16 protein-coding genes and 1 tRNA gene are annotated in these 24850 nt (G+C 50.5%); 6 read left to right on the top strand and 11 right to left on the bottom strand.

Features of this window, described 5'->3' with window-relative positions; translation table 11 throughout:
* Positions 1 to 85: 85 nt before the first annotated feature.
* Positions 86 to 331 (bottom strand): hypothetical protein, encoded by a 246-nt coding sequence (locus AAC022_RS13470; protein WP_339731684.1) that lies wholly within the window; start codon positions 329 to 331, stop codon positions 86 to 88.
* A gap of 433 nt (positions 332 to 764) precedes the next feature.
* On the opposite strand from AAC022_RS13470, the gene AAC022_RS13465 reads away from it, so the two are divergent.
* The 3 genes from AAC022_RS13465 (at position 765) to AAC022_RS13455 (ending at position 5347) form a co-directional block, all read left to right on the top strand.
* Complete coding sequence (locus AAC022_RS13465; protein WP_339731683.1) at positions 765 to 4496, top strand: S8 family serine peptidase; 3732 nt, start codon at positions 765 to 767, stop codon at positions 4494 to 4496.
* Positions 4497 to 4530: 34 nt separating this feature from the next.
* Positions 4531 to 4932 carry a thioesterase family protein gene (locus AAC022_RS13460; protein WP_339731681.1) on the top strand — a complete coding sequence of 134 codons (402 nt, stop codon included), beginning with the start codon at positions 4531 to 4533 and terminating at the stop codon, positions 4930 to 4932.
* Positions 4933 to 5038: 106 nt separating this feature from the next.
* The gene (locus AAC022_RS13455) at positions 5039 to 5347 is read left to right on the top strand and encodes a putative quinol monooxygenase (RefSeq protein WP_339731680.1); all 309 of its coding nucleotides are present in this window, start codon (positions 5039 to 5041) and stop codon (positions 5345 to 5347) included.
* Positions 5348 to 5369: 22 nt separating this feature from the next.
* Here the strand turns inward: AAC022_RS13455 and AAC022_RS13450 are convergent, their stop codons facing one another.
* From AAC022_RS13450 to AAC022_RS13430, 5 genes are all read right to left on the bottom strand, one after another.
* On the bottom strand, positions 5370 to 8507 hold the full coding sequence (locus AAC022_RS13450) for a hypothetical protein (protein ID WP_339731679.1): 3138 nt from the start codon (positions 8505 to 8507) through the stop codon (positions 5370 to 5372).
* 309 nt (positions 8508 to 8816) lie between these two features.
* Positions 8817 to 10097 carry a serine--tRNA ligase gene (gene serS, locus AAC022_RS13445; RefSeq protein WP_339731677.1) on the bottom strand — a complete coding sequence of 427 codons (1281 nt, stop codon included), beginning with the start codon at positions 10095 to 10097 and terminating at the stop codon, positions 8817 to 8819.
* Between the two features lie 182 nt (positions 10098 to 10279).
* Positions 10280 to 12028, bottom strand: a complete 1749-nt coding sequence (locus tag AAC022_RS13440) for an amidohydrolase (RefSeq protein WP_339731675.1) — start codon at positions 12026 to 12028, stop codon at positions 10280 to 10282.
* Between the two features lie 473 nt (positions 12029 to 12501).
* Complete coding sequence (locus tag AAC022_RS13435) at positions 12502 to 12825, bottom strand: hypothetical protein (protein WP_339731673.1); 324 nt, start codon at positions 12823 to 12825, stop codon at positions 12502 to 12504.
* A 172-nt stretch (positions 12826 to 12997) separates the two neighbouring features.
* Entirely contained in the window at positions 12998 to 13975 is a 978-nt protein-coding gene (locus AAC022_RS13430) for an NAD-dependent epimerase/dehydratase family protein (RefSeq protein ID WP_339731671.1), read from the bottom strand.
* 184 nt (positions 13976 to 14159) lie between these two features.
* Here AAC022_RS13430 and AAC022_RS13425 point away from each other — a divergent pair.
* Both AAC022_RS13425 and AAC022_RS13420 read left to right on the top strand, forming a co-directional pair.
* Positions 14160 to 14233: transfer RNA gene (locus AAC022_RS13425), tRNA-Val, on the top strand.
* A gap of 227 nt (positions 14234 to 14460) precedes the next feature.
* Positions 14461 to 17553: a redoxin domain-containing protein gene (locus AAC022_RS13420; protein ID WP_339731669.1), complete on the top strand. Its 3093-nt coding sequence runs from the start codon at positions 14461 to 14463 to the stop codon at positions 17551 to 17553.
* 300 nt (positions 17554 to 17853) lie between these two features.
* On the opposite strand, the gene AAC022_RS13415 is transcribed toward AAC022_RS13420, so the two are convergent.
* Positions 17854 to 18312: a hypothetical protein gene (locus AAC022_RS13415; protein ID WP_339731667.1), complete on the bottom strand. Its 459-nt coding sequence runs from the start codon at positions 18310 to 18312 to the stop codon at positions 17854 to 17856.
* Positions 18313 to 18437: 125 nt separating this feature from the next.
* Positions 18438 to 18656 (bottom strand): ECF-type sigma factor, encoded by a 219-nt coding sequence (locus AAC022_RS13410; RefSeq protein ID WP_339731666.1) that lies wholly within the window; start codon positions 18654 to 18656, stop codon positions 18438 to 18440.
* A 446-nt stretch (positions 18657 to 19102) separates the two neighbouring features.
* Here AAC022_RS13410 and mgtE point away from each other — a divergent pair, with 446 nt between their 5' ends.
* The gene (gene mgtE / locus AAC022_RS13405; RefSeq protein WP_339731664.1) at positions 19103 to 20494 is read left to right on the top strand and encodes a magnesium transporter; all 1392 of its coding nucleotides are present in this window, start codon (positions 19103 to 19105) and stop codon (positions 20492 to 20494) included.
* Positions 20495 to 20523: 29 nt separating this feature from the next.
* Here mgtE and AAC022_RS13400 read toward each other — a convergent pair whose 3' ends face one another.
* The 3 genes from AAC022_RS13400 to AAC022_RS13390 form a co-directional block, all read right to left on the bottom strand.
* Entirely contained in the window at positions 20524 to 21867 is a 1344-nt protein-coding gene (locus AAC022_RS13400; RefSeq protein WP_339731663.1) for a DUF1552 domain-containing protein, read from the bottom strand.
* A 35-nt stretch (positions 21868 to 21902) separates the two neighbouring features.
* Positions 21903 to 24488, bottom strand: coding sequence for a DUF1592 domain-containing protein (locus tag AAC022_RS13395; RefSeq protein ID WP_339731661.1), 2586 nt, complete (start codon positions 24486 to 24488; stop codon positions 21903 to 21905).
* A 115-nt stretch (positions 24489 to 24603) separates the two neighbouring features.
* Positions 24604 to 24846, bottom strand: a complete 243-nt coding sequence (locus AAC022_RS13390; RefSeq protein ID WP_339731660.1) for a hypothetical protein — start codon at positions 24844 to 24846, stop codon at positions 24604 to 24606.
* Between the last annotated feature and the right edge of the window lie 4 nt (positions 24847 to 24850).

The raw sequence follows: 24850 nt of genomic DNA, 5'->3' as shown, positions 1-24850 counted from the left end.
AGTGACATTGATCAAAAATGATGATTTGCGAGCGCAGCAAATGAATACGAAAAGCGGAGAATGCCGGAAAGCAGCCGAGCATTAATTAGCAGATGCGAGGCGGGCCACGGGATGTATGGGTTTCATATCGATCTGATTCTTTGACACTGAAATCAGTGCTGTGAATCAGAGAATTGGAGATCGAAACTCCGATTAAATACGCAGCATCCTGAATCAAAGTCTCCTCTTCACCGCTCTCTTCATTCTCTTCTAGCTCAAATTCAGAGTAGAGCCAGTCAGGATTTGATTCGGGAGAATCAGCGAGAATTGGTCCGGCCAATAGAAACATCATGTCCAGCAAAAACACTGTACAGAATAGAAACATCAGAGATTGGCGAGGGTACTGAAGCATACATAGATCGTATTTTATGTTTCTTACTTTGTCAATGACGCGTTTGTGAACTAACCTAGAATAAGGAAAGGCTCAGCGTAATCCCTCACAGATTAGGGTTCCTAAGTGCTTTCCAACTCACTACTAAATCATATTTTCCTTGTTCTCTGGCATTCACAAACTATGATGTTCATGTGAGAATATAAACAACTTCTACAAAATGTGTCTTATATTAAAGCATGGTCTGATAGGAAAGAATTACCGTTTACCACAATCATTCTGTTAAACATTTCTCAACAATATTTCCTACCTAACTATCTGAAAACACTTAAATCATTAATTCAACGATCAAAACAGGGCCATTCGCCCTGATTCCCGAAAGCTTGAGGGTCTGATGAATATTTTCCATCGTCAAAGTCGATCACGTTGTTCTCTCATCCTGGCGGTCATTGCCTGCAGCATTTTCCAATCGACGGATCGCGTCGCTGCACAATCACTCAAAGAAGAACTCTGTGATTGTTCGCCTGAACTAACGCTCTTACTACGAGTGAACGATGTCAGGCGGACCGCCAAGCTGGTGACAAAAGCGGGCGGAAAGATTGTCTACGATCCCAACCTGGGTATCGGAAATGACATTCCCTTCCTGGTCGTGAACCTCCCTCCCACCAAACTGAACGATAAAAAATTCATTGATTCACTGAAGCTTCCTTCCGGCGTGATGGAAGAAATTATGCCGTCTAAAATTGTTCCTCAGGCAGCACCCGAACCTGCCGCAGACGGGGACAAGTCAACCGAACTACAGGTAGCCCCCGAACCCAATTTTGATTCACTGTATGTCCCTCTGGATGACATCAAGGTTCCCGCATTGCGAAAACGAGTCGCCGGCAAAGGTCTCGGCGAAGATACGATTGTCGCCATTATCGACACCGGCATTGATACCAGCCACCCCGTCTTTCAAGATCGCGTGATTTTCTGGAACGATGCCACACGGGAAGGCCGGACCAAGCTAACCAAAGTCAGACAGCGGGATGGTAAATTCGAACTGGAACACGGCAAATTTATCTCACTGCCTGAAACCATCAAAGAAAACGAAAATGTCTTCGCTGGCTATATCGACGAGAAAAAACTCGGCTTTCAACAAGGGGATATCTGGACCACGCTCGGAAAAGAGGGCGTTGATATCAACCGTAATGGTACTAAAGACGACAAGCTGCTCGTCGTTGTTGGCTTAATCCCAAACCCGGAGCTGAAAAAAGAAGAAGACAAGAAAAAAGCGGACGCCGAGAAAAAAGCGAAAGATCCCGAAGCACCAGTAGAAGCGAAAAAGCCCGATTTGGAAAAACGGGACTTACCCAAAGAATACACACTGGCATTTGTCGATGTCGACATGGATGGAAAATTCAGCAAAGAAGAAGCGAACACTCCCATCATCGATTTCAATACCGCTCGAAAAATGCAAAAAGACGGGATGAAAGTTCCCTACCAGAAAATGCTGGAATTTCCATCACGCACAAAACGCATCGCATATCCGCTGCTGTTCCGTCCGGACGCGAAAAAACAGGTCACAGAAATCACGGTCGCCTTCGATCAGCAATCACATGGAACACACGTCGCGGGTATTGTTGCCGGTAGCGGTCTGCAAATTGAAGGTGCCGCTCCCAAAGCCCAATTGATGGCCATTAAAGTCTGCTCGGGACGCAGTTGTACCGACCAGGCGATTTTGCGTGGGATAATTGCTGCGTTTTTTAACCCTGAAGGATACGTCCCTGATGTCGTGAATATTTCATTGGGAAGCCACGAAGGTTATCTCAAGCGTCCTTTAAGCATTCTGATTCAGGACCTGTCGGCAAAATTCGGAACCACGTTCTTTGTTTCTGCCTCGAACGACGGCCCCGGTTATCGCACGATTAACGGACTGGCAGGATCAAGCCCTGCTGTCTTTGTCGGCGCTCAAGTCTCAGCCAATACGTTAAGAGAACATTACCGTCTCGCTGAAGGGGTGCATGCTCCCGAGCATGGTTTGTTATACTTTTCCTCACTCGGCCCTTCTTACACCGGAGAAATGCGACCCAATGTGGTAGCCCCTGGTTCTGCACTATCATCAACACCGTTAAACTCCGATGGCTCAAGCATGTTTAACGGAACCAGTATGTCATCGCCCATCGCCGCCGGCGCCGCTGCCGCCATGTTATCATTGGTCAAAGCGGATAAAGAATATGCAGCTGTCCTCGAACGGCAGCAAAAGAAAATTGAGTCGATTCGCAAAAAATCATCGGACAGCCGCTACTCACTGACTTCCCTGGCATTGAGCATGCGACTCGCTCTGGAAAACTCGGCGATGCGGATGAAAGGGTTCACCTATGCTCAACAAGGAGCCGGCTTAATCGACATCGACAAAGCCTACCCGGAATTCCTGCGTCTGGCGAATTTAACCCTTGATGCCAAAAAGCAAACTGCTGAATTCAGTATCAACAACTATTCCAAATTCAATCGTCTTTATGATCGTTCGAATAATATCGCCGCTCATAAGAAAGTAGACTTGGATCTGAATATCGATGGCGAAGTTTCGGACCGTGGCAGCCTGTTATTAAAAAACACTCCTGCGATTGTGAAACTGGAAAAGGTCGAAATCCAGGACACCGATGGATCAGTCACCATTCTCGACGTGAACGGCAACAAGGAAAAAATTCCGTTTTCCATTGCCTTACCCGGAAAAGAAGAAGCGCAGGGAAATCAGATCTCACTGGTACTCTCAAACAGCAGCAAATCGTTTTTCTACAGCACTCGTAAACGCGATTTAATGGAAACCGGTAAAACCTACCTGGCTTATTATACCGTGACTCAGCATGGCGAACGGGAATTCAGCTTCCTGGACGTTGTTCACAAACCAATTGAGTTATCGGATCTGGAAACAGAAGTCAGCCTGCCCGGACTTGCGTTACAAGATTCGGAACGCATCGCTGCGTTTGTTGTACCACAAAAAACGATCTCCGCCGGTGCTTATCACCGTTATCCCATCGCCGTCACTCGACGCGACAGCAGCCTGACGGTGATGCTGGGCTTTGTAGCCAATAGTTCGGGACGTTTGCTGGTAAGTGTGTTTGATCCGGATGGAGATGAAATCGGCTATCGAACCATTCAACAGACGTCACAATTAGGAGGCGATCGTTCCAACGCCAGCCTGACCGTTCCGACAAAAAAGGAAGGCATTCATGAAGTCGTGGTCAGTACCTTTAGCGGCAACTGGCTCAATGAATCTAAATACGACCTGTTGGTCGAAGCACAGCGATTCCGTGCCTCGGCTGATAAAATGGCACTTTCCACTGTCGACACTGGAAAAGATGCCGAAAAGCTAATCACGTTTTCCAACTCCTCAGGACAGGTCAGAAGCATGTCGGGCAGCCTGGGAGCATTCACACGTGTTGTGCCACAGGAGAAATTTCCGATTCTGGCCAACTACCGCACATTCCGAAAGCTGGACATTCCCGCATGGAGACCGGAAAGTGGTGAAAGCCAAACCACCAGCGTGCGACTGACCTTTCCGCCCGATGATAAAAAATACAAAGGCTTCAGCGGCCGGATCGATCATCGTCTGTATAAAAAAGGCGCCGATGGCAAACTGGTAGAAGCGCATAAAGGCTCGTTCTTCGGACGCGGAAAATCATTCAATAATATTCCCCGTCCCGAACCGGGTAAACCTTATGAAACATTGTACGCCGCCGTCGATACCTTCTTCACGGTTCCTTACGATGAAGGTTTAAAAGATAGTCAGGGTACCATTACATTAGACGCCTATTTCCCGGGAATCCCTGTGAAGCTGCAAGGCTCAATCGGACTCAGTATTCTGTCTGTCGGCAGACCCGACGTCTATATCCTAAAAATCAAAGGACCACAGAAACTGGTCGATGCTTCTGCTGCGAAAACGAATCTCAGCACTTCATCACAGGCCACTCTAGATATCCCCACAAAAATTGGTGGTGTCTCGAAAATCACAGTGACGCTACCAGTCACAGTGACGCCTGATGTGAAGTCCACATTATCCAAACAGTTAATCCGATCGACTCTCAAGATCTCAACGAGTGACTCCCGGATTTCTGATTCCATCCCGATTGAAATTTCGCAATAGTTCTGCAGACAACCAGGAATTGAGATAGCCAATTATGGATCAGGCACCGCGGATCGGTACTTCGAATACGATTTCATTTGAAGTACAAAAGAATCATTCGATTACGTTTTCGCAGGAACCAGAAATTTCTGTCCTCTCGACGCCATCACTGATTTGGTTTCTGGAACAGGCTGCGTTACAATTCCTGGAACCGTGGCTTGATGACAAGTCCCTGAGTGTGGGCACTCATGTGGATGTGGAGCACTTGGCGCCCACTCCCATCGGTGCCACCGTGAATTGTACCGCCCGACTCATCTACCAGGATGGGCCCGTGTATCGATTTAGTGTTGAAGCACACGCAGGGAATGAAAAAATCGCGAAAGGCTTACACTCCCGCCGCATTATTCAAGCCCACCAGTTAATTAAACGGCTCCAAACTAAATCGAACCCCATTTAACCACAGCGTCGCTCATTCTATGACACTCGGACCACCGGTCCTTGCTGACGCTACAGTAAACCTGGACACAGGCCGGATGATCGTCGCCTGAGTAGAAAGAAGAAGCATGATTTTTGTCATCGCAGATATTGAATTGGCCGAAGGAAAACAAGCCGCATTTCTGGAAGCGTTCCACCAACTGGTGCCTCTGGTTCTGGCTGAAGAAGGCTGCATTGAATACGGGCCCGCTGTCGACGAAGAAACAGACATCCCCGTGCAGGTCAAAAACGGCAGCCAGATTGTCACCGTCATGGAAAAATGGGAGAGTGTCGATGCTCTGAAAGCACACCTCTCTGCCCCCCACATGACAACCTACCGGGAACAGGTGGCAGGTCTGGTCAAAGGGACGACCATCAAGGTGCTTAAGCCTGCTTAATCAGCACTTGCTAAAATACGGGCTATGGTTTGGGAGCAACCAGTGGTGCTTCGGTTGGCTCTGGTTCCGTCTGTCCCGCAGGGGCTTCCACTTGAAGCGGGATCAGCTCGCCCGTTAATTGATAGAGATAAAAGCGGATGAGCGGCCGGTAAGGTGTTTCCGGTTGTTCATCCACAATCTCGTGTAAAACGGCAGCCGCCTGTTTGGGCTGCCCGGCTTCGATTTCACAGCGGGCGAGATTCAATTTGAGAGGCGTTTGCTGCTGCGAAAGTCCATACAGATAGCTGGCCACAGAGGCTGTGTGCTGTGCGGGCCAGAAACTATTCGATGGTGGCTGGATCAACGGCAGCGACTGCAATACGCCGGCAATCCGTGCTTCTTCATGCGACCTGAGTTCCTGTCGCCACAAGTCGAAGCTGCCTCGATAATTGCCATTTCCCAGACTGGTAAAGGCAGCTTGAGAACGCCAGGGAATCCGCGGATCATTTTGTGCCAGCGTCTCCAGTTGCGCCATCTGAGAGTCCGCTTCTTCTGACAGTCCGACTTCCATCAGAACTGTTGCTTTCAGATTTTGTGCCAGCGGATTTTTTGCAATGTAAACCGGATCATCCAAATATCGCTGTGACAGCAGTACATATCCATTCTGGTATGCCTGACTTGCCAGCTGCATCCGGTCTGTCCCTTTCGACAGTTGCTTCTCTAACTCCTGCGATATCTGATCGATTTGCGTTTTGAGTTTTTGCAAATGCTCCGTATAAGCCCGCAATCGTGCCAGAGCATCATCTTCCAGTTGCTCCTGATCTTCGACCATGCTCAGATAAGTTTGTAATTCACGGTGTGCCAGATCGACCTTGCCCATAGTGGAATAAAGGTCAAACAGAAACAGGTGCGTCGGTGCATATTCCGGTTCAATAATTAACGATTGATGATAGGCATGCAGAATTTGAAAGTATCGCATCCGGTCAATTTGCAAACTCTGCCTCTGCTGATTTCGCGCCGCCGGCGGTATCAGTAACTGTGCTTCCAAACCTGCCAGATAGCCATAGGCACTTCCCAGAATTCGATAGGCTTCTGCGCTGTTTGGATTTTCACTCAGACCACGATTGGCCAGTTGAATCGCCAGGATCGCAAAGCTGGAAGCCAGTTCGTGATTCCCGCCAGCCTGTGACATCAGCCCCAGATAATGCCGCGCGGTCTGCGTGTCATTATCCAGCGTTTCTGTCTGAGGCAAAAAATAGCGGCCGTAGAACGATTTGGGCCGTGCCCAGTCCGAACGAATTTCCGGGAATTCTTTTTCTTCCTGAAATGCGCGTTTTTTGAAGTCAAGCTGATGAGATGCCAGATAGCATTTCGTTTTGTCGTCGTCAGTATCCGCTCGATAAAAGACGGCCGTCGCCGCATTTAAATCGGTCAGTTGCCAGTCCGGCGTCGTCAGTAAATCATAGAAACTACGATAGTCCGGATTCACCCCCGATAGACGCGGAATGACATGGGTGACCCCATATTCATTAAAGGTTTCTTTCCAGACATCGGGAACGCCACTTCCCAGTTGATCTTCACGCTGCATCCGCAGAGCCCGTCGCGTTTTGTCGTGTAAATCGATCAGGTTTTTTTCTCCGTTGCCGGCAAACAGGGACAGACGATTATCGACAAACGACTTCTGATCCAGCCAGATTAACAGGTCGCCCTGCTCCAGAACAAAATGAAACGGACGATCATCCAATGATTCAGCCAGGGCACTCTGATAACCTTCAATCGTTCGAGTCAATGCAGGGCTGAATCCCATACCCACTGCGTGCCGGATTGCTCCCTGCCCCTGAAAACGACCGCAGACAACTAGATACGCCAGTGCAAAAAAGGTCAGCACCGTCAGTGCCCGCCCGCCACGAGAGAACAACAGCTCCGACGTTTCCACGCTGTAAGTCTGTCGAAAATTATCACGATACCAGTGCTGCAAATTCATATTGGCAAAAATGGCACAGAGAACGCTGGTCACCACAAGCTCGTGGCTGGCCACAATTGACAGTCCGCAAAAACCGAGAAAGACAAACAATTGTCCCCAGCTCATCTTCGTCTGATTCAGCACAAAACTGACGAACGTAAGTAAAATCAAAATGAAGGCAGCCACGGTGTAATGATTCAATGACTCCCAGAATACAGGCGACGTCATCGAGAAATAGCCCAGCTCTTCCGGGCCTACTTTTCCGGCAAACATGGACCGCATGATCGGGTAGTCAACCAGATACGTATTCAAACCGGCAGTCAGTGAATGCCAGCCAGTCGGGTTCAGCAACGTGGCGACGAGACTGCCCCCCAGAACCAGCCAGAGTTCCTGATAGTCGGTGTCGTCATTCAACACAGACCGATCCATGAACGCAGCCACCGTTTCCCCCAGGGCATACAACAAGAGCAGCACGATTCCCAGCGAAACCTGCGAATCAAAATTGGCCCACAACAAAAACAATGGCACCAGCGCCCACAAGGCGCGAGTGGAATTATTTTCCTGCCAGGATTGCAGGCAACGCAGGGTAAGAACGAGTCCCAGGATGGTGATAATTTCTGGCGTCACCGTCAGTTGTGGAAAGCAGGCGATTAAAGCAAGCACTGCCAGAATCGAACCCCACCACGTCGAAATCTCTCGCTGACAAAGATGGACGATCACATAAAACGTAATCCCCAGCAACAGTACCTTAAACAAGGTCAGTCCTGTCGCACCGAGCACGCCGTATACAGCTGCGAGAGATAAATCAAACAGCCAGGCGTTATTCTGCCAGGGTCGGTCGGCAGCAGTATAGGAAAACACATCCGTCGCAGGAGGCCAAAACCCATGGCTGGCCAGATACTGTCCTGTTTTGACATGCACCAGTGTTTGTGTTTCTGAAATGAATGTCGCTGCAAACAGACAGGCCAACAGAATGGCGGCCCAGCGCAACATGAAGTCCCCGCGGATCGCTTCATCTTCGACTAACTCAGGCGTTAATGGCTCCCACTCGGGGAGTCCCTCTTCGCTCGCCTGATTGTCCATTTCGGAATCGGTCGGCCCCGGAGTATTTTCCGGATTCGCATTCGATTCATCGGGAGTCAGATTTTGATCGGCATGGGGATCAGTATGATCGGGAGTGTTCTCGTCAGGCAAATCGTTGTCTGGATGATCATTCACGGAAATTCTCAAAATCTGAAACAGGGTTGAAAAAAAAATGTGAACAGCACACCGAGACTTGTTTTGGCGGGTCAACACTCAGATGGTTCTGCAAGCGTGGATTCCGCAAGTTCGTAGCGGCCAACAGTCGATTATACTAGGTCCAGATCACTCTGGAAACGCAACAATCAGCCCGAACACGGGCGAAAACCAGCAATCCTCGGCAGCTTCCTAAGATCAACCAGCTCCTGCGGGAATCATTCTTTCGGGCAAACTCCCTGGCTCTTTTACGAGATCTGAGCAGACACTGTTTGTTCCAAATCGGCTTTTTTACCCAATCTTGTCTTTTCCAATCCAAGGACGAAGAACTTCAGGAACCAGAATCGTACCGTCCGCCTGCTGGTAATTTTCCAGAACCGCAATAATCGCCCGTGCAATCGAAACAGCTGTCCCATTCAGAGTATGCACGAATTCGGTTCCCTTCTGGCCGCTGGACTTACAACGGGTTCCCAACCTGCGAGACTGAAAATCCGTGCAGTTCGAAGCAGAAGTCACTTCGCCATACGCGCCCCCTTCGCCACGACCGGGCATCCAGGCTTCCAGATCGTATTTCCGATAAGCGGGCGCCCCCAGATCTCCCGTGCAGGTATCAACCACGCGGTAATGCAAGCCCAACCCCTGAAAGATCTCTTCTTCGATCCGCACAATTTCCTCGTGCATCGCATCGGAGGCCGCACTCGTGGGCTCTGTGAAGACAAACATTTCGACTTTGCTAAACTGGTGCACGCGGTAGATGCCACGTGTCGCCTTACCATGCGCGCCGGCTTCGGTGCGGAAACAGTGTGACAGGCCGGCAATTTTGTAAGGCAGCGTTTCGCGATCCATGATCTGATCTTTCATCGATCCACCCAGTGTGATCTCGGCAGTCGCCACCAGACTCAGATCCGTATTCTCCACGGAATAAATCTGCGTCTCGTCTCCGCGGGGATTAAAGCCGATCCCTTCCAGGATCTCTTTCTTTGCCAGGTCGGGCGTGCTGTGCAGAATGAATCCTTCCTGCACCAGCTTCTGCATCGCGTATTGACACAATGCCATCTCCAGCAGAACGGCTTCATTCTTCAGATAATAAAACCCATGCCCGGCCACGCGTGTGCCCGCTTCGAAATCGATCAGATCATGCTTTTCCGCCAGTGCCACATGATCGAGGGGCGTAAAATCGAAGGCGGGTTTTTCACCCCACATTCGCACCATCGTATTGGCTTTGTCTTCTTTCCCGACGGGCACATCCGGATGCGCCAGGTTCGGCACTCGGGCCTGCTCCTGTTTCAATTCGGTTTCGACTTCACGCAATTCAATATCGAGCGCAGAGACCTGCTCACGTAATTCCTTCCCCTGCGCGATCAACGCCTGTTTCGCATCATTGTCTGCAGCTTTGGGAATTTGAGAGGAAACCGACTTCTGTTCCTGCCGTATTTTGTCGCCTTGAACAATCAATTCGCGACGACGCTGATCCAGTTTTGTCAGTCGAGCCAGGTCAACTTCAATTCCACGATTGCGACAATTTTCAAGGATGGCTTCCTGATTCTCGCAAATGAACTGCAAATCCAACATAAGAAATCAACTACTCCGTGCAGAGTCCAGAAATGGTTTAGAACACAATAATTCGGCTTCAATCCGAGAGATTAGAGCCCGCATCATATCTAATGACAATTTTAATGTCCAAGGGTAACGCTTTTTCGGATCAAAAAATGGATCTTCCAGCCGGAATAGAGCAGATTTTCCTGTTGCAGCGATTAAGGATCACTTGTCTTCCCAGCATCATAGACGATTTGTCCATCCAACACCGTCAGCAAAGGCTTGATCTCTAAAATCTCGTTTTCGGGACACGTCAGATAGTCCCGGTCCAGCACCACCAGATCAGCCAGTTTTCCCGGCTCCAGCGTCCCCTTCACCTTTTCTTCAAAGCTGATATAGGCGGCATCAATCGTCATGCAACGCAGCGCCTGCTCGCGGGATAATTTCTGATGCGGGCCAAATACATTCCCATCTATATCGCGGCGGCTAACGGCAATATACAGCGCCAGAAACGGATTGAAGGCATTCATCGAATGATCGGGGTCAAAGCCGTTCATATGATCGCTGTTGATCGCAATCGGCACGCCTCCGTCAATAAAGGTCTTCAGCCCCATAAACCGGTTCACCCAGGAAGGACCATAAACTTCGTTGATCGCATCGGCATCGCGATAGAACAAATAGGTCTGCGTATCATAACAGACCCCCAACGCCTTCGAACGCTTCACTGATTCCTGAGTCGGAAAGTAGGCATGTGTAATACAAAATCGACGTTCTTTCACCGGCAGCCGTTGATTCACATTTTCCAGCGCGCTTAGAATTTCATTCACACTGCCATCGCCGGTCGCGTGACAGCACATCTGCCAACCCAGCTTCTGCCCTGCTTCAAATATTTCTTCCATCAACTCGCGCGAATAAGCCAGGTCCCCCCGATAGCCGGCATCCTGCTGCAACACATAAAACTGACGGCGTTTTTCACCATAAGGTTCGGAAAGCCGCGTATTCCCCCAGTGAATGCCGCCATCGACCGAAATTTTCAAAGGCCCGACACGCACCCAGTCATCCCCGTCGCCGGTAATCAGTCCCAGTTTTTTCGTAAACTCTTTGACGGCGGCCGCACTGCGCAATTGCTGGCGAATCGTCATCGTCATCCGCACTGTCAGTTCTTTCTGTGCTTTCAGCAATTCGTATTCACGGTACTCTGCTACTCCCGAACCCCGTTCCAGAATGCTCGTGATCCCCACTGAATTGTAAATCGCATGTAGCTTCTTCAATGCTTCGCGGGTCGCTGCGGGCGAAACGGTTTCGCGTGGGATCAGTTTACGAATCGCCCCGCCGCCCCCTTCCATCATTGTCGGCTTACCGTTGGCATCGAAGAGAATCCGGGCCCCCGCCAGCTTGTCCTTGTCACTCTTGATTCCCAATAATTGAAACCCCAAAGTATTCAACACATCTTTGCGGGCGATATTCATATGCACGGGGTGTGTCGAGCAAGCCGCATCCAGCTCAGCAGGCGTCGGACGGCGGCGTTCTTTCAAACGGGTAATATCCGTGCGAGGCACCGTGATCCAACGACCGGCGGGCACATCTTTCACTTTTTCACGAATCCAGGCCTGAATTTCTGCCACCGAATTCAACTCCTGATGGGGTTGTATTAATTCGGCACGGGCCGCACGCAAGGCATGCACATGAGATTCGATTAACCCCGGAATCACTGTTTTCCCATCCAGAGAAATCACCTTCGTCTGCTCCCCCAGATACAACTTCATCTCTGCATTGCTCCCCACCGCCAGGATCTTTCCCTCGCGAATCGCAATCGCTTCCACAATCCGCGATTGATTGTCCAGCGTAATCACTTTGCCGTTTTGAAAAATCGTTGTTGCCGTTTCAGCCGAAAGCATGCCGGCCATTGAGAAAAGAACGAGCAACGACATCGCGGGTCGAAATAAATTCCTGAGGGGGGCAAACATGCTGACTCCAGTGGGGTGATTCAGGTGGGTAGGAGGAATGCGAAACACAAAAATGCTGCCTGACTGGAACTCAGTTCATAAAAGCCCAGTCCCATCAACACTCATTGATCCATCTAGTCTACCCGGCTGCCCCTGTAGTCGGCAACAAACGTCGCTCAGTTTTCGGTGAATTGCGAGTTTCGTTGACGCGTGTCTCGTTCAAAACTCCCTAAGCTTAATCAGCCTCTGGAAGGAACTTGTTCTGCAGAATCGCCTATCTTGAGAACCGCCTTCTGCTTCCCATCCAAGAAGGGTCGCGCAGCACGAAGCATTTGAAAGGGAATGAGAAAGAAAACAGCAATGCGAGGCGAAACAGGAAACTATTCTCCTGCATTCGTAGAAAGGTCAGTCTTGAAACTCACCCTTGCACCTACATGCAGGAGAATCACGTCCCTCGTCAAATCGCATTTTTTGAGCGCACTGTTTGAAGTTGCTTATTCAGGCAACGGCAGTGGCAGCATTTCGCCATGAAAGGGGTGCGTGCTTTTTACCTGATAGCGATCATATTCATAGCGTCGATAGCGGCCCGCTCGCATGCGTGCGTCACAGCGTTTGCCGCGATACAGATGGTACGAATAACGGGGCCAGGGGTACGTGCTGCCATTATATTGGCGTCCCTCGTACTCTTCTTCACACAGCTCACATTTGGAAAGAAAGAATCGACCGTTGCCTGCGTGCGCCGTTTGGATCGCAAGGCCGGAACTGAACATTCCCAACAAGATGGTCAAAGCAAACAGCTTGATCTGAAATCCCTTCATCGTACTCTCCATTCCCTTGTTCTGTGTGATGAGGTAAGAGAACCACACTTACCATTGATCATCGGATCAGAAGAACTCGGGAAATGAGAGACCAATGCCTGAATCCGTATCCGCTCCCAATTCGGACTCAGGTCGTAAGGATTATTCCGTCTCTGTCAGTTTTAAGTATCCCTCAGGCAAGCCCGCGGATCTGTTTCTTGTACGCAATGATGTCATCCAGGATTTCATCCAGCTTCACATGCGGCTTGCGTCCCAGAGTCGCCGTCAGACGTCCTAAATCGGGTACCCGACGCTGCACATCCTCGAAGTCTTCATTATATGCTTTGTTATAAGGGAGATACTCAATTTTCACAGCGGGATTGACCTTCTCGATAATTTTTTCCGCCAGTCCTCGAATGGAAACCGGCTCATCGCTGCCGATGTTATAAACGTGTCCTTGGGCTCCATCCAGATTCGTCAGATCAATCACACAGTCCACGATTTCCGAAACGTGTCCGAAACAGCGTACTTGTGAGCCATCATCAAAGACCACCAACGGCCCGCCATCCAGCGCCTGATCAATGAAGCGGGGGATTACCATCCCATACTCTCCTACTTGACGGGGGCCAACCACGTTAAAAAAGCGGCCGATTCGTACATCCAGACCATATTTCTGGTGATACGCCAGCGCCAGAAATTCATCGATGGCTTTCGAAGCGCCATAGGCCCATCGCGGCCGGGTCGTCGGGCCAAAATGCAGATCATCTTCTTCGGTCCAGCGTTCTTTTGGGTTTTTCCCATAGACTTCACTCGTCGACGCCAGAAAGAACTTATGCCCTCCCTGCACCGCGTGTCGTAGTAACACTTCGGTCGGATAGATATTCGTTTCGATCGTCCGCACCGGGTTATCTGCTACCAGTTTCACACCCACCGCAGCCGCCATATGATAAATCGTATCGACGCCCTGCACCATTTCTGCCATCAACACCGGATCGGTAATCGAACCGGTCCGAAATGTGAAATGAGGATGATCTATGATCTCATCCAGATTCTTTAAAAATCCGGTCGAGAGGTCATCAACGGCAGTAACGTGTTGCCCCTGCTGAATTAATTGCTCGCAGATATGGCTGCCAATAAAACCGGCACCACCGGTGACCAGGCAATGAGACATAAATCAGATCTTTCTCAAGAAAGGAAAAAACCGCAAAAATGCGAAATTCGGCCCAAAGTCGGCGAAGGCTTAAAACAGTTTACACGCAAGAGTTGCATTTCGCTACGAACCTGCCATAATACGTGCGTGTCATACATAAAGACGCAAGAATAATATCGAAATTACCGATGTTAATCAAAATTCCGGGCGATTAGCTCAGTTGGCTAGAGCATCTCGTTTACACCGAGAGGGTCGGGGGTTCGAGCCCCTCATCGCCCACTTGCAGTTTTTTCTGCTAATTACAAATAGAGAAACCCCTGTTTTATTCTGAAACAGGGGTTTTTTCTTTGTCTGGCCACTTCGTTCTCCTGTCTCGGCTCCCCACTTTTTCAGCCCGCCTTTGCATCTAAACATTCAGATAGTGTATACTGATTTCCTCACAGTCTGATGCCATTACCCCAGGCAAACACAATCAAAACAACCAAATATGTCCCCGGGAGGATCCGATGGTCGGTCGTTGTAGTGAGTGGTTCTGGTCTCGAAAAAAATGTCACACGGTCTTGGTTCTGTTGCTTGCGATATGCACTATTCCAACGAGCCCTTTATTTTCTCAGCCAGTCGCGGCGGAAGAAGGACAAGCTGGCGCAGCAAACCAACTCGCCCTGGCACCAGACGAATCAAAGCCGAAGACAGCGAAGCCGGTGGATGAAAAATCAGAACCAGAGCGACCTCCTGAAGTCGAAATCCTCAGCACGGTCAAGAATGGTGGCGGTTATGGACAAGAATTACACCGTGTTTCAATCACCGGAATTGCGCGCAACGCCGCCGGAGATCCGATTAAAGACGCGGACATTTATGTTGCCAGTTCTGCGCGGATGACACCAGGCAATTTCGAACGACTGCGCGGTCATACAAAAAGCGACGAATTTGGTTTTTTCGAAGTCCAAGACATTCAACTGCTCGTTGTGCGCCAGCGTGCTAATCCCATCCCCAAGCCGGTAGAAGGGAAATTTACTGTATTCGGAACTAAAGAGGGCTACGGGTTCACCTGGCATCCAAGCCGCTTGTATCGCCCGGACACACGACCGCAAGGAACCGAGAACGGCGATAAAAACGAGCAGGTCACAGCGCGTGCTTTTTATCTGAATGAACCAATCGTGGTCGATCTGATCTTCGAACGCGATGCAAAGCTCAAGGGGCGCATCACTGACAAACAGGGAAAGCCCCTGGCCAATGCGAAAGTACAGGTCGGTCTGATTGATAATCTCCGCGTGCGGAACCAGTGGGGAACCTGGTCGTGCCGCTTTCTGGGTAATGAGAATCATCCCGTTGATGATTCCGGTTTCTTTGATTCCATTCTATCACTGCCCACAGAATTCCGTGAAACACGGACCGACAAAAACGGCTTTTACGAATTTACTCAGCTCCGCCGCGACACCAGCTACCTGGCCAACATCGACCCCGGCCCCACATTTGATCCCTGGCACTTCAGGCTGGCCACAGCGCCAGAAAACAAAGTCCGCAGAGGTATAATCGCGGTCGGCTATGATGGAGAATTCAATCGCGAGTTCGAAATGCCCCGCAATGTGACAGTACAAGTGGTCCAGGAGAAAACGGAGCAGCCCATCTCGAATGTTCAAATCACAGCCCTCCCGGTAGGACAGATTCGACGAGCCGGTATTCAGGCGCGATCGGACAGTCAGGGGAATGCCAGATTGCAACTCCTGCCAGGCGAATACAAGTTAATTGCCGAGCCGGCCCCCGATCTACCGTTTTACTTTCAAAGTGAACAGTTTATTGTTTCAGATAAATCAGGGGCTATTCAACATACGGTCAAACTGAGACCAGCGGCGATTGTCATTCTGAAAGCTGTGAATGCGGAAACCGGCGAACCAATCCCCGGCGTACGGTTTAACTATGAAACTCATGACACCAGCAAGCAACTGCCGGTCTCGACCCAGTCGGTGTTTGTGGATTACCCGGAAACCAATGCGGCAGGAGAGATCCAGGCATTTATGGTGCCCGGAATGCGGCGGTTTGTGGTGACGGAACCGTTATCGCTGGCACAGGCAGACGGCAGTCGTGGCGAACGTGTCAAACTTTCTGCGGGCAAACTGACAGAAGTGGAATTCAAGCTGACCCCTCCCCAGTTTCTCCCCGCTCATCTTGCCGACCAAACCCCAAAACCTGATCCGGATTCGATCTATCCCCCAGACCTGCAACTCAAATGGCACACTCAGTCCGAATTACTCCGTCTTTCTCATCTGAGAGTAAACATAGATATGATTCTGGTTTCGCGGAAACCGGTTGACACAGAAGCACTGATGAAAGACCTGCGATCCCTCGATCCCTATCAACTGCCTGATATTGATAAACTACTCAAAAAACATCAGGCAGGGGACTCATATCGATGCAATGCCATCCTGACTTCATCTGGTAAACTGCGCAGTGAAACGCGTTATAATCAAGCGAGAAATCCTCGTTTCTTTCGGGAAGACAAAACGCGGCTCCCCGACTCGGCCACATTCACTGACCAGTGGGATACACTTCAATACAGTACCGCCAACAACCAGGCCTCTGTCTCTCGCAGAGGTGGAAGCGGAGCATATATGCACATCGCATCATCACAGGAATTCAGTGACTGGCCTTCGCTGCGTGTGCAGCGTCCGCCATCCTCCCCAAGAAAGAAACCGGCAGTCAAAATCCGTCAGGAAGGACGACGAACCATCTATGACAGGAAGACCGAAAAGTATACCCATCGACGTGTGTTCGACCAGGAAACCGGTTTTATCTTTGAAAATTATTTGGAACATGCTGGATACGAATCTCAACGAGTCTCCATGTTTTTCGCCCCGCAAAAACACGCGAACGGCCTGATCCTGCCCCGTCTCTTTATCGATTGGAGACGCTCAAAAGGAAAATTAGGTTTGCTCAAAGTATACGAGATTAAAGCGGTCGAAGTCTTCACTCAACTGCCCGCCGATGCATTTGCTATACCGTTACCGTCGGGCGCACTGATTGTTGATTCTCGCCACATTCCCCCCCGTGCTTCCAGATCGGGACCCGTGCGTCATATCCAAACTACAATGCGAGGACCGGTCAGCGATTTCGCTGCGTATCTGCAACGTCATCCTCAATACAGCCATCAAGTAGAACAAAAGATTCACTACGGCAGACGCGCTCCTGAGATCAAACCCGCCAAATGGGTCACAAGCAAAGGAGAATCGGAAGCGCCGGATCTAAAAGGGAAAGTCGTGCTCGTCGAATTCTGGGGCACTCGTTGTGGTCCCTGCATCGCGCAGCTCCCCGAAGTTCGAACTGCGGCCCGCTACTATGCCGACCACCCGTTTGTCCTGATCGGGATCCACGACAGTCATATCAGTGTCTCCGATCTGCAGAAATTTGCGGAGCAGGAAGATCTCCAGTATCAACTCGCGATCGACCGGCCTGCGACCGAAAAAGGCTGGTTTGGTCAGACCATGCGCGACTTTGGCATACGCGGCATTCCCCAGTCAGCCGTCATCGACCAACAGGGAAATGTCGCCTTCGTTGGGGGTTTTGAAGAATCATTGCGCACGGTCGACCGACTTTTGAAGTAAGTTCAACCCTGGTCGTGCACCATCATCGTCGTGCACCATCATCCCTGAGGATGTCTGGGCACACGGGCCACTCTAAGCCCACTAATAGATGCATCCAAAAAGGAAAGGTCGATTTCCGAATTCAATGTACTCGGTGATGATCTAGATCGTCTGCGCGCTGACCGAGATCGGCGTATTCCAAAGCCGCGAGAAAAATACTTTCTTCATTTGCTGTTTTATCATGAATGTTGTCTTTCGGTTGCTGGCTCAATAAATATTTCCAGCCTGAAGTAAACCGGTTTTATTCACTCAGATAATTCATTATTCCTGGAACCGCACACATTTGATATTCCAGTGAGCCCCTTTCCCATCAATGAATGTTCCGGACCAGTGACCAAAGCGGTGATACTTTAGCCAGACGGTTGCTTGTATTCCGTTTTTCTGTACTCCTTTGGAAGTGAAGGCTCGTAAATCAGTAAATTGAATTTTTGTTTTTGTTTTTTTGGGATAATTTTTACCGATCGGTTTTGTAAAAGTGGGATCTTCTTTATTGACTTTCTGATAAAGGACTTTATTTGAAACTCGAAACTGCCCTTTCAGTTTTTTATTAGTATTTTTAGAGGTCAACGTGAATTTCCAGATCGCTCCCTCAAACTGCCCTCCATCATTGCCTATCGCCCGAGACATCATGTGATTCTCTGATAGAAATACCAATACGATTACGAGAGTCAGTGTCAACTTGTGTAAACCAATGCATTGAGAATGAAGACGCACAGACATCTGAAGGGCTCCGCTGGTTAAATTATGATTGATTTGGGATCAACAAAGGGAATTTCAAAGGAAATACCCGGCCTCACCTACAGTGCGAGATTCACGCACAGCACTGGTCAGAAAACTTAATTATTTTAACAGCCTTCGATTTCGCGGCGTAACCAGGCGCGGGCATAAGCCCAGATTCTGCTTGCGCTACGGAAAGAATTTTTGAGCAGCTGGGCAGATTCTTCGAGCTTAAGTCCAGCAAAATATCGCAGTTGAACGAACTCAGCTGCTTGCGGATCATCAGCTTCGATTGCATTGATAACCTGAGTGAATTCGTTCATCAAATCTGGCCTGACCAGTGACACATGTTTTGGGTATCGACGTTCTTTTCTAAACAGAGGAATAATCGAATACCTGATGTATATATTTGTTGCCTTAGTTAATTCTAATTACAAATCAAACGCGGGACAAGAGAATCGTCTGGTCCTCGCTCTGCTTTCCCTAAAGCGAATACCCGACTTGCTATCCGATAGAAGACTGTTTAGGGTTGAAAATTAACAAAGTTTCGAAATTCGCCTTAGTCCTTCGAGACATCTGCTACCAGCAGGTTGATTGAACTCGCCCCGCGTCTACTTAGACCAAAGGTATTCTTCATGAGTTCAGATAAATTCAATTCCGTGTTTTGAGCGGTTTGTTGCATTCTCTAAAGTAGTGTAGACTACTCGCCGGGAGTAATTACAAAGGAAACAAAGAGTCTATCGCTGAGATATCGGAAACCGAAGAATCGGTGAAAGACATGGGGAATATTAAGATGAATGAACCGGCTGAGACCACGGAAGACCTCAACGCTGAACAACCGGATGCCTGGGAACAACTCGAACAAATCGTCGCTACGGGTGACTCTGATGCAGCCCACAATTATCTGAAGGAACTGCCGCCCGGCGAAGATGCGCGCGTGATGGCGCAATTATCAGATGCCGAACAGCAGGAGTTTCTCGCCTTACTCAACGATGAAGATGCAGCACAGTTGATGGAATCTCTGCCAGAACTACAGGCAGGACAGATGCTCTCCGCGCTGACACCGGAAAAGGCGGCTTTGATCGTCGATGAAATGCACAGCGACGAACAGGTCGACTTGCTCGACCAGCTTACCGATGAGCAATCCGAAGCGATCATCGAACAGATGGCCCCGGAAGAAGCAGAGAATGTTCGTTTCCTGGCGCAGTATGACAGTCAGTCTGCGGGCGGGTTGATGATTACCGAACTGCTTTCATTTGTTGAATCTCAGACCGTGGATGATGTCGTTACCGAGCTGCGTCAGAATGCCGAAGAGTATACCACCTACAACGTCCAATATATTTATGTCATCAACGCAGATCTGCAACTGGTCGGTGTCCTCCGTTTACGCGATCTGCTGATGGCCCCTCCCGGTCGTAAGCTTTCGAAAATGATGATCGCCAACCCCACCAGCGTTCTCGATTCCACCAGTCTGCAGGATCTACAACACTTCTTCGATTCACATCACCTGTTTGGTCTGCCTGTCATCGATGCCGACCAGAAACTGGTGGGGGTCGTCCGGCGTGAAGACGTCGAACAGGCCGGCGAAGAACAGGCGGGCCGCACGTTTCTGCGATTTGCCGGGATTATGGGTGGTGAAGAACTCCGCAGCCTGCCACTCAAAATTCGCAGCGCGAGAAGACTATCGTGGCTCAGTATTAACATTGTGTTGAATATTGTCGCCGCCAGTATCATCGCCATGTACGAGGAAACTCTGGAAGCGGTGATCGCACTGGCGGTCTTTTTACCCATCGTCTCCGACATGAGTGGCTGTAGCGGTAATCAGTCGATCGCCGTCAGTACCCGGGAACTCGTGCTCGGCGTGATTCGTCCCCGCGACTGGTTTCACGTCTTCCGCAAAGAACTCGGGCTCGGCTTGGTCAATGGAGTCGCCCTCGGAATTCTACTGGGAGGCGTCGCCTACATGTGGAAAGGAAACCCGTACCTCGGTCTGGTCATCGGCGGTGCACTGGCTCTCAACACGTTGATGGCTGTCTGCCTGGGTGCGTTGATTCCCCTGGTACTGAAAGGCTTCAAACTCGATCCCGCACTCGCCTCCGGCCCGATCCTGACCACACTCACCGATATGTGCGGTTTCTTCCTGGTGCTCTCCTTCGCCCAGGCACTCTTACCCAAGTTGATTTGAGCAGGATCAAAATCAAAGTACAAAAAAGATTAAGCCAGTCCGGTTAACGTCGATGTCGAATCCTGGAACCGGTCTGTTTCGACGCCCATCGCCTGAATCAATGACAGCAACAGATTACTCAACGGCGGATGTTTCTCAACATCAAAGGCGAGATGCTGCCCCTGTTTAAGGCCCAACTGCTGTCCGCCGGCAATCAGCGTGGGCAGGTTTTTGGGAGAGTGTTCGCCCCCTTTGCCCGAATTCATGCCGGAACCATACATCACAATCGTCTGGTCGAGCATGCTGCCGCCCGCTTCGCGCGTCGATTTGAGTAGCGTCATGAATCGTGCCAGTTTTGACAGATGAAAGCGATCAATCGTCGCCAGCTTACTCAACATGCCCGCATCACCGCCATGGTGCGACAGCTCGTGATGGTTCTCTCCACCGCCGCCATAACCGCCCGCTTCCCGCGACCATTCAAACGTGATGACACGCGTCGTGTCAGTCGCAAAAGCGAGATACGAAATTTCCAGCATCACATCAATCCACATCGGACGGTCATGCGCATTGCGAGACTGACTGGCCAGTTGTAAGCCGACGGGATCCACTTTCGGCTTCGGAACATCGATCCATGATTCCAGCCGCGAAACTCGCTGCTCGGTTTCTCTGACCGAGTTAAGATATTCATCCAGTTTCTGCTGGTCTTTTTTTCCCAGTTTTTGATTCAGCGAATTCGCATCCGAAAGCACACTGTCCAGAATCGATTTCCGTTCGGCGTACCGTTTGAGCGTCGCCTGCTTGCCGGCTTTCGTCTCAGGAATAAATAGTCGATCAAACAGACGCTGTGCCGAGTTCTCCGCAGGCATTGGCGTCCCACTCCGGTCAAAGGAAAGCGTATGGCTGTGCCCTGCGCTCCCTGTGCCCGAAGCATCGGAAATCTGTAGCGAAGGAAACCGCGTCTGTTTCCCGTGATGTTCGGCGACGATCTGATCGGCTGAAATCGTATTCGCATAATCGCTGCCAGGCACGGCCGATAAATCGGCGCCGGTCAGCCACGTATCCGCGCCCGAATGTCCCCCTTTCGAAGCGAGATGACCGACTCCCGAAACAACGCTGAATTCGCGCTGATGTTCTTTCAGTGCCGACAATGTGGGCGAGAGCTGATACGACTTGCCCGAGGTCGCAGGCACCCACTCCAGAATATTCACACCGTTGGGCACATAACAGCAGAGCATCCGTGGATGCTTGCCTGCCGACTGATTCCAGGATTTAAACGTGGAAGGCCGGGCGTAGGCAGAGGGAATCATCGCATCCAGGAGAGGCAGGCTTAAGCAGACCCCCAGCCCTTTTAACATATGTCGCCGCGACATTGGTTCTTGTGAAAATGCAGTCATCAATGTGTCTCCGCGCGCCGGCAATCGGCGTCTTTTTATTTCGACCGAAACGGTTCTGAGAGAACCACAAATTTGATCAGCGATCTCAGAGTATAATCGTTTTGCTTGATTTCGGATACCGCCTGATCCACCGTCGGATTGTCGGCAACACCCATTTCACGCCCTAAAGCGTACGTTAACAGTTTCCCGCTCAAACACTTCAGGAACAGCGTTTCCTGTTTTGTCAACGCATCTCGCAAGCCATCGACGCCGACAAATGTGGTTCCATCCGGCATACTCGCCGATGCATCAATGCGAGGGTCATTCGAACCAATTCGACCTTTATAACCAAAGCCTTCCTGCGCACGCCATTCGCCGGCGGCGTTAAAATTCTCCAGCGCAAAACCCAGCGGGTCAATTTTATTATGACAGCGGGCACACTGTGGCAGTTCACGGTGAATTTCCAGGCGTTTGCGAACCGTGGCTTTATCGATGCCGGGAACTTTAGGAGCGATATCTCCCACGTTCGCCACCGGCAATCCGGGATCTAACCCCAGCAGATTCTTCATGACCCACGTCCCCCGTTTGACAGGTGAGGTTCGCGTGCCGTTGGAGGTGATCGTCAACACAGACGCCTGTGTCACAATTCCGCCGCGATGTACGCCCGCGGGCACACTCACTTTGCGAAAGTGATCTCCCTTCACGCCGGGAATTCCATAAAAACGGGCCATGCGTTGGTTCACCACCACAAAATCAGAACTCACCAGATTCATCATGTTGATATCATGCTGCAGAATCTCTGAGAAAAATGCCTCTGATTCGGCAACCATCGACGTTTCCAGATGACGATCATAGCGGGGATACAAATCGGCGGCCGGCGGGTTCGCTCCGACTTCCCTTAGCCCCAGCCATTGACCGGCAAAGTTTTTCGTGAACGCACTCGCTTTGGGATCGGCCAGCATTCGATCTACCTGTCGCGTTAATTCGGCGGGCTGTGTTAATCTGCCATTCGCTGCCGCACTCAGCAGGTCTTCATCCGGCATCGTCGACCAGAGAAAATACGAGAGCCGGGACGCCAGTTCATAGTCATTTAATTTGCGTGAACCCAACTGACTATCGGCACCAGCGCCCGTGGCGCGCGGTGCTTCTGCCAGATACAGAAAATGAGGAGAGACCAGAACCGCCATCAAAGGCGCCTTGAGAGCGGCAATAAAAGAAGGTGCGTCTTTACGAACGGACACAAACAGCCTCAGCTTCTCTTCCATTTCCTGCTCGGTTACAGGACGGCGATACGCCCGCCGCATTAGCTGACTGATGATCTCTTTCGCCGCTTGTCGCTCATCACCGGGCTTGTTCGTGTGGCGTCCCATAATCTGCCGATGACTGGCGGGCGGCCACGATTCATAGTGCGGCCCTTCAATTTCGATCCAGTCCACATGCAGTTCCGGACGGGCAAACTGATCGCCGGTCTGCATCCAAAAGTTTTCCAGAGCGCGGGGAAGGTCATACGCATACTCAATTGTGACCCCCGCTTTTTCCGTAGAGAAGTAACCGGAAAATTCATAAACCTTCGGCTGTGACAACGGCGCATCAATGTCAAGTTCAGCCAGTACCTTAGGCTGCCCTCCCAAATGCTGCGTGAATTTCAAGCGGGGATAGCCATAGTCATACATTGAGTCGGTTTCAAAATGTTTCAGATCCCGCTCAAGTTGTTGTTTCGTCCATTTGGCGCCCTTCGGATTCTTTTTGTTCTGCTGCTCCATCCGGTGTTGCAGCGCCGCTTTCGCAGATGCGACCACGGCCGCCCGACCCGGAACTTTCCCGGCAGCACGGATTCGAATCAAATAGTTACCGGCGTAGGGTAATTTGAAATCACGCGCGTTGAGTTTCTTATCCCAACTATTGTGATGCAGCACCTTGAAGCCATTCTCAACCCGGTTTTTGCCGCCGTTCACAATGATGCGTTGCCCATCATAATTCACCCGGTTCCGGTCCGAATCACCAGAATCAGGTTGAATTCGCCATTTCAAAATGGGGGGCTGGCTCGTTTCTACCAACGCCAGATCCAGTATCTTCCGCGCGGCTTCCAGATACAGTTCCAAATGCAACGGCGACAGCGTGAGTGCCCCGCCATTATTATCGAAGCCCCCGGCAGGCGAGTCCTGCGGGAAACCGGCCGGATCAAAGTCGATGCCAATCAGATCCCGGATCGTATTCCGATACTCGGCCCGATTCAGTCGACGCAGCACAATCGAAGAATCCCGTTTCGACAGTTCCGCTTTGACAATCTGCGCCGTGATCCAGTCCACTACCTCCGCTACTTCCTTCGCCTTGGGTGCCCGCTCTCCTTCGGGCGGCATCTCATGGCCGTTTAGTACATTGACGATCTCTTCCCATTTTCCTGTGCTGGTCGGATCAGAAAAATCATTCGTCAGGCTCGCATCCACGCGAAACTCATTGTCCTTGCTTCCCGACTTATGGCACTTCAGACAATACTTCTGCAAGAACGGCGCCACCACTTTCTGGTGACCGGCCGCATCAGTCTTCCGCGTCGTCGACTGAGCCCAAGCGAGATCGGCCCCTCCGCTACAGCCTGCCAGCAGGCAACCAGCCAGTATCAAGCGTTTTAAAAAACAGGACATTGAACGCGTTCCAGAATGATCAGAAAAGAGTAGAAAAAAGAAACATGAGGCAGCAGACCAAAGAACAGAGTCCCCTCAGCAATTCGTCATTTTAAATGGATCTGCGACAAAATCATCATAATTCTTTCAAAAATGAGACAATCAGAGGGAATGAACGCATTAACGTTCCCATCTCTCGCGAAAGAAATGCGACTTGAATCAGACGGCAAGCAACTGAGCGGCCCCGTGTTGAAACGAACGCTAAGCCGCCGGCAAGCATCACGTAAGCCTGCTCGGTCTTCCAGACATAGTGCATTACTCGCAACTGATTTCGCAACTGGTCAAGGAGTTGGGGCGATCGGTAAACGGCAGTGGTCATGCTG

The sequence above is a fragment of the uncultured Gimesia sp. genome (assembly GCF_963976445.1).
Taxonomy (GTDB): domain Bacteria; phylum Planctomycetota; class Planctomycetia; order Planctomycetales; family Planctomycetaceae; genus Gimesia.
This window is presented reverse-complemented; position numbering and strand designations above follow the sequence as displayed.